The organism is Streptomyces sp. NPDC050161 (assembly GCF_044460025.1).
Lineage (GTDB): Bacteria > Actinomycetota > Actinomycetes > Streptomycetales > Streptomycetaceae > Streptomyces.
In genome coordinates this window covers 140,721-147,863 of the sequence record NZ_JBITJM010000008.1, presented here as the reverse complement: position 1 = coordinate 147,863, position 7,143 = coordinate 140,721, and the positions used below count along the sequence as shown (strand labels likewise).

At 70.9% G+C, this 7,143-nt stretch carries 7 protein-coding genes; 2 read left to right on the top strand and 5 right to left on the bottom strand.

The genetic code is table 11. From position 1 onward, the window contains the following. The first annotated feature begins 257 nt into the window (after positions 1-257). Positions 258-707 carry a YbaB/EbfC family nucleoid-associated protein gene (locus tag ACIBK8_RS16395; protein WP_399042492.1) on the top strand — a complete coding sequence of 150 codons (450 nt, stop codon included), beginning with the start codon at positions 258-260 and terminating at the stop codon, positions 705-707. Between the two features lie 85 nt (positions 708-792). Here ACIBK8_RS16395 and ACIBK8_RS16390 read toward each other — a convergent pair whose 3' ends face one another. Further along, a complete protein-coding gene (locus ACIBK8_RS16390; protein WP_399042491.1) occupies positions 793-2,013 on the bottom strand; it encodes a glycosyltransferase in 1,221 nt (406 codons plus the stop codon). Positions 2,014-2,042: 29 nt separating this feature from the next. Next, a complete protein-coding gene (locus ACIBK8_RS16385) occupies positions 2,043-2,711 on the bottom strand; it encodes an HAD family hydrolase (RefSeq protein WP_399042490.1) in 669 nt (222 codons plus the stop codon). Between the two features lie 606 nt (positions 2,712-3,317). On the opposite strand from ACIBK8_RS16385, the gene dcd reads away from it, so the two are divergent. Beyond that, positions 3,318-3,845, top strand: coding sequence for a dCTP deaminase (gene dcd, locus ACIBK8_RS16380; RefSeq protein ID WP_399042489.1), 528 nt, complete (start codon positions 3,318-3,320; stop codon positions 3,843-3,845). Between the two features lie 235 nt (positions 3,846-4,080). Here dcd and pcaD read toward each other — a convergent pair whose 3' ends face one another. From pcaD to pcaG, 3 genes are read right to left on the bottom strand one after another with little or no spacing between them, the layout of a single operon-like run. Then, entirely contained in the window at positions 4,081-5,235 is a 1,155-nt protein-coding gene (pcaD, locus tag ACIBK8_RS16375) for a 3-oxoadipate enol-lactonase (protein WP_399042487.1), read from the bottom strand. Then, positions 5,232-6,578: a 3-carboxy-cis,cis-muconate cycloisomerase gene (gene pcaB, locus ACIBK8_RS16370; RefSeq protein WP_399042486.1), complete on the bottom strand. Its 1,347-nt coding sequence runs from the start codon at positions 6,576-6,578 to the stop codon at positions 5,232-5,234. Before pcaB ends, pcaD begins: the two co-directional genes overlap by 4 nt. Then, positions 6,575-7,138 (bottom strand): protocatechuate 3,4-dioxygenase subunit alpha, encoded by a 564-nt coding sequence (gene pcaG / locus ACIBK8_RS16365; protein WP_399042485.1) that lies wholly within the window; start codon positions 7,136-7,138, stop codon positions 6,575-6,577. Before pcaG ends, pcaB begins: the two co-directional genes overlap by 4 nt. Positions 7,139-7,143: the final 5 nt, after the last annotated feature.

Here is a 7,143-nt window from a genome sequence, read left to right as displayed (position 1 = left end):
CCGACGGACCGGGGCGCTCCGGATCGAGCGCCCCGGTATCGGCCGATGGCTTCGCCACGCCCAGGGGCGAGATCCCCGAAGAGGGACATGCGCGCGCGCCGGGCCCGGCAGGAGGATGGCCGTGGACCGGTGCCGCGCCCGCTCTCGATGCCCCGCGGCCGTCGGCACGCCGCCCACCGGAGCGCCCGCGGGTCCGTCAGGTCAGTCGTGCGCCGCCCGGCCCGCGCCCACCCCACACCGCACGAGGAGCACCACCCATGTCCGACAGCCCGTCATTCGACATCAACGCCCTCACCGCGCGCATGCACGACCTTCAGGGGCGCCTGGCCGGCCTGGGCGGGATGAAGGACAGCGAGATGACCGGCCACGCGGGCGGCGGTCTGGTCACCGCGAAGGTGAACCCCGACGGGGTCCTGACCTCGCTGCGCGTGGATCCGTCGGTCATCGACCCGGACGACCCGCAGACGCTGGAGGACCTGGTCATCGCGGCCGTCAGCTCGGCGCAGTCGACCCTCCGGGAGATGCGGGCGAAGCAGGTCGGCGACTTCACCGAAAGCATGCTGGGCCTGACGGAGGGCCTGCGCGAGGAGAACAAGCAGCAGCGGAACGCCCGGACCACCGACCCCCTCGGCGCCCTCAAAACCCTCGCCGACCACGGCGTCACCCCTCCCCCCTCCTCCACCAAGGACGGCCCGGCACCGCGCTGACCGTGCCGGGCTGTTGGTTACGGAAATCGCCTCTCCGCGTGCACGGCAGCCCCCTCCCCGCCCGATGCTCCAACACCCTGTGGCGCTAAGCCCGGCCGCTGTATTTCTGCAGGTCCCCGATTTCGGAGTCGCACGGCCAGCTGCAGAAACTGATGTCCTGGAAGAACGGGGTGCCGTCGTCGGCACGGTAGGGCGAGCGGGGGTGGTTGAGGTGGACGATCGGATCCGTGTGGCGGTCCAGGGCCCCGTAGCGGTCCACCCGCCATTCGAAGTCCTGGTCCTCGCCGCCCCACCCTTCGAATCTCTCGTCCATGCCGCCTATACGGCGGAAAAGGCCGTTGCGCAGCCAGATGCAGCCGCCGGGCGGGCGGCGCATGTACACCCCGCGCATCAGTGCGTGGTTCACCGATGAGCCGTGCTCGATGCTGCGGGCGTGTATCGCCATCTCGCTGCTCTTCTCGTCCAGGAAAAGCATGTCCTGGAACGGCCAGTGCGCCTGGGTACCCGGAACGTCGAACCGTTCCAGGGCCCGTGCCACGAAATCGGTGTCCACCAGGATGTCGGCGTCGAGCACGCAGATGGCTTCCGCTTCGGCGGCGCCTTGTACCACGCCGACGTTCACGGCCCACGCCTTGTTGAACCGGTCGGCAGCGGGGGCGAAAACATAGGTGTCGCAGGCGGGGGCGACCACGCTCTTCCAGCGTGGTTCACTGTCGGCTTCCACCACGATGGTCCGGTACCGGTGGCGGGCACAGGTCTGTAAGTCGAGGGCACGCAATACCGCCAGGAGATTCCGTATCCGGGCCGACTGCGGATCGCGCCCGCGGAAAGGGATGACGACTGCCGCTTCGAAAGGTCCGGTCGCCGGCTGCCGGGTCCGCTGCATTCCCCTCAGCTCGTCCAGCGCCGCGCCCTTCGAGTGGGTCTGCCAGTCGGAGCCGACATGAACTCTGAGTCTCGACACGCGTTCCGCGGCCCAGGCAGCTTCGGCGAGCCGGGCGGGCAGGGAATTCGGCTCGACGGTCAGGGATTCTTGGACGCAGCGTTGCAAGTGGTGGTGGTACGCACCGTTTTCGGGGTGCTCCAGCAGTTGAACGGTGGCTTCGCTCAGCGGCGTGCCCTGCGGGCTCAGCAGGGCGTCGACCACCGCACGGTGCGCGGATTCGGACCAGTTCCAGTAATCCGGCGCGGTCGTCTGGGCGAACGGATCGACGGAAAGCACCACGCTGCTGGCCACGGCGGCGGCGAAATCCTCGCGGTCACGGGCGATCGGATACATCCGGCAGAAATCCTGATACGACGTCAAGGTGCGAACTCCCAGTTCTCCTCGCGTGTTCACGCGGTGCTGATCGCGCGGTCGGGTACGCGTTCCGTGGTGATCGGCCAGGGAACGTCGACCAGGTCGGCCAGAATCAGGTCCGCGGCGGCCAGGTCACCGGCCGACTGCGTGGTGGTCAGCCCGACGCAGAAGGCACCCGCGCGTTTCGCCGCGAGAATTCCGGCCGGCGCGTCCTCGAACACCACCGTCCGCCCGGGTGCCGTGCGCAGGGCCGAGCAGGCGGCCAAGTAGCCCTCCGGATCGGGTTTTCCGCGGGTGACGTCGTCAGCGGTGACGAGGACGTCCAGGAACGGCAGCGCTCCCATGGCCGCCAACTCCCCCTCCGCGTAGCCGCGGGGCCCCGAGGTCACCACCCCGAGTGCCACGCCTTGTCGGCGCAGCGCGATCAGCAGTTCCTTCGCGCCGGCCACCGGGGCGACCGCCGGCATGTCGGGCAGCGCCGTGTAGGCCATCGCCTCCGCGCACAGTTCCTCGACGGTGTGGCCGGGGAACAGGGCGAGGTGTTCGGCGACGGCTTCCTTTGCCGGGCGGCCGGCGAAAGCCCGTAATACGGCGTCGTCATGAGGAACGTCGTGGGAGCGGAAAAGGCGGGCCCAGGCTTCGCGACTGCGGGGCTCGGTATCGATCAAGGTGCCGTCTAAATCGAAAAGTACCGCCGTATGCATCGATGAGTTACCTCTTCTGGTGATGGGCTCATCCGTTGCCCCGATACCGCGCGATGGGGCGTGCTGAATGCTGTTCCCCGCGCTTTCGCCTATCTTTTTCGGGCAGCCGTCATCGCCGTGGCGGAGCGGTGTCCGGAGGGTTCGATTGCCGCGGATGCCCGGGTCCGCGGTAAAGCGACCGGCTGCGCCGCCGGACGGCCCGTCCCCCCACAGTCGCGATTCCTCCGGGCGCCGAGCGCAACTCGCCGTCCGATCATTCCTCGCCGTTCCGCAGGTCAGGCGCCGACGTGATCATTTCTGGCGCCTCACCGGTTCCTTCTTTCCCACCCGTTGCACTTTCAAAACAAGGTGATCGCCAGCAGGCCGCGGAAGAAATAGACCCATTTGTTCATTTTTGCGCCACTCGGAATTGCGGGCGGCACAGCCTCGTCGAGCCGTCGGCTCACCCTCAACTGAAGCCCCCCCTCTTCACCCTCTTCACGCGGGTCTCTTGACATCACAAAGCGATTGCGGTGATCGTGATCCGGTGGACTCAGACGTAACGGCACTGCCCGGATACGGCGACACCTGTGCACTTCCCCGTTGCGAAGCCCTTGGGGGGCAACGGTGATACTTACCGGACCCGAGATCACCCAGGCGGCCATGGACGGCCGAATACAGATTTCGCCGTTCAGCAAAGAGCAAGTCAACCCCAACAGCTACAACGTTCAGCTGGGCGACTCCCTGCTCGTCTACACGGACGAAATCGTCGACGCCTACGCGGACAACCCCACCCGCACCGTCAAAGTCCCGGAAGAGGGATTCGTTCTCCAGCCCGGCCAGTTGTACCTCGGCCACACCATGGAACTCGTCGGCTCCGACACGTACGTACCGCTGCTCTTCGGGCGTTCGTCGGTCGGCCGGCTCGGTCTTTTCGTGGAGATCACCGCGCCCATCGGAGACATCGGATTCCATGGGCAGTGGACCCTCATGCTCTCTTCGGTACGCCCGTTACGCGTCTACCCGTCGATGAAGATCGGGCAGATCATGTTCTTCGTCTCCAAGGGGGCAATCGACCTCTACGCAGGGAAGTACCAGGCGGCCATGGGCCCGCAGGTGTCACGGTATTGGCGGGACCGGGTGCCGACCGCATGATCCTCACTCGTCGGGCCATCGGCAGGGCCGTCACCGAAGGGGATATCGTCATCGCCCCTTCGGCCCCGAACGGCTTTATGTGCTGAAGCCGGGGCGGCTCTTTCTGGGGTCGCCCACGAACGAACGACATCGGAACGCTTCGCCCAACTGATCAACGGGGACAGGACAGTTGGCGGTCTCGGCATTTAGCGTTCGGGGCCACCCCGGCTCTCCTGCGCGGATAACGCGGCGCGGCTCACGTGGTCTCCTCCGCCAGCACGCGCTGGGCCACGGCAAACGCGGAGTTGGCCGCCGGTACCCCGCAGTAGACGCCGGTCTGCAACAGCACCGCGCCGATCTCCTCGGGCGTCAGGCCGTTGCGCCGCGCCGCCCGGATGTGCAGGGCAAGTTCGTCGTGGTGGCCGTCCGCCACCAGCGCCGTCATGGTGATCATGCTGCGTTCGCGGCGGGACAGCGTGTCGTCGGTCCAGATCTCGCCCCACGCGTAGCGGGAAATGAAGTCCTGGAACGGCGCGGTGAAAGGGGTCTGCCGCTGCTGCGCGCGGTCCACGTGCGCGTCCCCGAGCACTTCGCGGCGCACCGCCGTGCCGCGCCGCGCGCCGCCCGTGAAGTGGGCGCGGAGCGCGGTCAGTACGGCCTCGGGACGTTCGGCCGGAGCGAGGTGGGAGGCGCCCGGGATCTCGGTGAGCGAGGCGCCCGGTACCGCGTCGGCGATCTCCCGCAGGTGCGCGGGCGGCGTCACGGGGTCGTCGCGGCCCGCGACGAGCAGCGTGGGAACGGTGAGGGACGGCAGGTGGTCCCGGATGTCGAAAGCGGCCAGCGCGTCGCAGCACGCCGCGTAGGCGGCCGGGTCGGCGGCGCGGTGGTCGGCCACCAGGCGGGGCACCGTGAATCCCGGTGTGAACCAGCGTGATGCCGCGGTGCCTGCCGGTGCGGACAGGCCCTCGCGGCGTACCAGGGCGGCCCGCTCCTGCCACGTCGCGAGGCCGCCGAAGTGCGCGGACGAGCAGAGGACGGCGAGGCTGCGCACGCGTTCCGGGTGATGCACGGCGAGGTGCAGGCCGACGGCGCCGCCGAGCGAGACCCCGGCGTAGGCGAAGGCGCCGATGCCGAGCGCGTCGGCGAGGGCGAGCACCAGGCCGGCCAGTTCGCCGACCGTCGCTCCCGGGCCGATCAGGTCCGCGGGTGAGCCGCCGTGGCCGGGGAGGTCCCAGCGCACGACCCGGTGGGAGGCGGACAGTTCGGGCGCGACGGCGTCCCAGAGGGCGGTGGAGGTGCCGAGCGATGGGCCGAGGAGCAGCGGCGGGGCGGTGGCCGGGCCTTCGGCGCGGTGGTGCAGGAGGCCGGGGTGCCGGGCTGCGTCCCGGCCGGTGTGCGGTGTGCCGGTCAACGTCGCTCCAGGGCGCGGTCGGTGAGGGTTCCGGCGGAGCCGGTGTAGCGGGCGGGGTCGGTGAGGTCCGCGAGGTCGAGGCCGCTTGTGGTGAACTCGGGCTGTTCGGCTAGGAGTTCGGCGAGTGTCCTGCCCTCGGCGTGGGTGCGTCGCGCGAGGTCCGTGAGGAGTGCCTTGGCCCGCGCGCGTCCCAGGTGCGGGGCCAGTGCGGCGGCCGTCCGCTCGGCGACGATCAGCCCGTGGGTGCGTCCCAGGTTCGTGCGCATGGCGTCCGGGTGCACCCGCAGGCCGTCGGCCAGTTCGGCGGCGTCGCGGGCGGCGCCGCCGGTCAGGCGCAGCAGATCGCGCAGCGGCTCCCACTCGGCGTGCCAGGCTCCGGCGGGCCGCTCGTCCTCGGCGGCCATCGAGCCGTACAGACCGGCGGCGAGGCCGGGGGCGCGGCGGGCCGCCGCGGCGATGAGCGTGGCGCGGACCGGGTTGCGCTTGTGCGGCATGGCGGACGAGCCGCCGCCGGTGCCCTCGGTGACTTCGGCGATTTCGGTGCGGGACAGGACGAGGACGTCGGCCGCGGTCTTGCCGAGCGCTCCCGCGGTGAACGCGAGGGCGCCGGCCAGGTCGGCGACGGGGGTGCGGAGGGTGTGCCAGGGCAGCGCCGGTTCCGCGAGGCCCGTCTCGCGGGCGTAGGCGGCGGTGAGCCGGTCCGGCGCGCCCTGCCCGTGGCCCGCGTAGCAGGCGAAGGCCGCCAACGTGCCTGCCGCGCCGCCGAGTTGTACCGGCAGCGCGGCGCGTACCGTCCGCAGCCGGTCCCTGGCGTCGAGGACCAGCGACCGCCAGCCCGCGGCCTTGAGGCCGAAGGTCGTCGGTACCGCGTGCTGGGTCAGGGTGCGGCCTGGCATGACGGTGTCCCGGTGGCCGGCGGCCAGGCGGCGCAGCGCCCGCTCGGTGCGGTGCAGGTCGTCCAGGATCAGGTCGAGGGTGCGCGCCGCGACCAGCATGGCGGCGGTGTCCAGGATGTCCTGGCTCGTCGCGCCCCGGTGCACGTACGGGGCGAACTCCTCGGGTACCGCGGCCGTCAGGTCGCTCACCAGGGGGACGACCGGGTTGCCGCTCTCCCGGGCACGGTGCGCGAGGGAGGCGGGTGTGCAGCACGCCGTGCCCGCCGCGTCCGTGACCGCCCTGGCGGCGTCGGCCGGGGCCTGGCCGACGGCTGCCTGGGCGCGGGTGAGCGCCGCCTCGGCGTCCAGCATGGCCCGCAGGAACGCGGTGTCGGCGGTCGCGGCATCGGCGGGGGAACCGGCCCGTCCGGGGGCGAGCAGGCCCAGGTCGGCGGCCGGGCAGGTCACGGGAACTCCAGGAAGACCGTTTCGCGTTCGCCTTGCAGGCGGATGTCGAATCGGTACGTGCGGTGCGCGTCCGGCCGTGCGATCAGCGTGGGCCTGCGCTCCTTGGGCAGCGCGTCGAGCAGCGGGTCGGCGCCGTCCGCCAGGTAGGCGCGGGTGAACAGGTGGTGCAACAGTCCGCGGGCGAAGACGCACACGCTGAGGTACGGCAGTCCCGCGTTGCCCGGCGGCAGGGTGCGCACGGCGTAGTGGCCGTCGGCGTCCGTGGCCACCCTGCCGAAGCCCGTGAAGCCGGTGCCGTTGCGGCCGAGGAAGCCGCCGGTCACCGGGTCGCGGCGGAGCGATCCCGAGGCGCGCGGGAGGGAACCGTCGGGGGCCGCCTGCCACCACTCCAGGAGGGCGTCGGGCACCGGATCGCCCTCGCCGTCGCGTACGTGCCCGTGCAGGACGATCGTGTCGGGGTGGCCCTTCGGCGCGATCTGCTCGCCCTCGGGGAAGGGGAGCGCGTAGCCGTAGAACGGGCCGACGGTGTGGGACGGGGTGGGCAGAAACGTGTCGGTCATCGCGG

Coding starts and splice junctions, on each gene's coding strand:
- ACIBK8_RS16385 (WP_399042490.1), bottom strand. CDS start 2,711: ATGCATACGGCGGTACTTTTCGATTTAGACGGCACCTTGATCGATACC.
- ACIBK8_RS16395 (WP_399042492.1), top strand. CDS start 258: ATGTCCGACAGCCCGTCATTCGACATCAACGCCCTCACCGCGCGCATG.
- pcaG (WP_399042485.1), bottom strand. CDS start 7,138: ATGACCGACACGTTTCTGCCCACCCCGTCCCACACCGTCGGCCCGTTC.